The following is a 287-nucleotide window of genomic DNA, read 5'->3' as shown; positions in this document are numbered from 1 at the left end:
GTTCAAGACCTTCTTTTTTAAATAAATCCCTCAAATTCATAAACAAGTAATAAAGATTCATCCATAAATCATCAAATATTTCTTCTGAAATATTATAATCTCTAGATATATCCGTGTAATAATTCAAATCTTCACTTTCAGGTTTTGTATAATTAAAAATGACCTCTCCACCTTGATCATCTACATAAGCAATTGTATATACTTTTTCCCACTCTACCGGTATCATACTGCTAATCTTATTCGCAATCTCGTTGTACATTTGACTTAGTTTTTCTTCGAAAGTCATA

General features: G+C 28.9%; 1 protein-coding gene. It reads right to left on the bottom strand.

Translation table 11 applies throughout. The features are described 5' to 3' along the window. On the bottom strand, nucleotides 1-286 hold a 286-nt coding region (locus tag IDG60_RS03380), incomplete at its 3' end, for a TIGR01741 family protein (protein WP_142360126.1). Between the last annotated feature and the right edge of the window lies 1 nt (nucleotide 287).

Source organism: Staphylococcus sp. EG-SA-2 (assembly GCF_017152085.1).
Note: the sequence above shows the minus strand (reverse complement) of the source record. Positions and strands in the feature narration are given on the sequence as shown.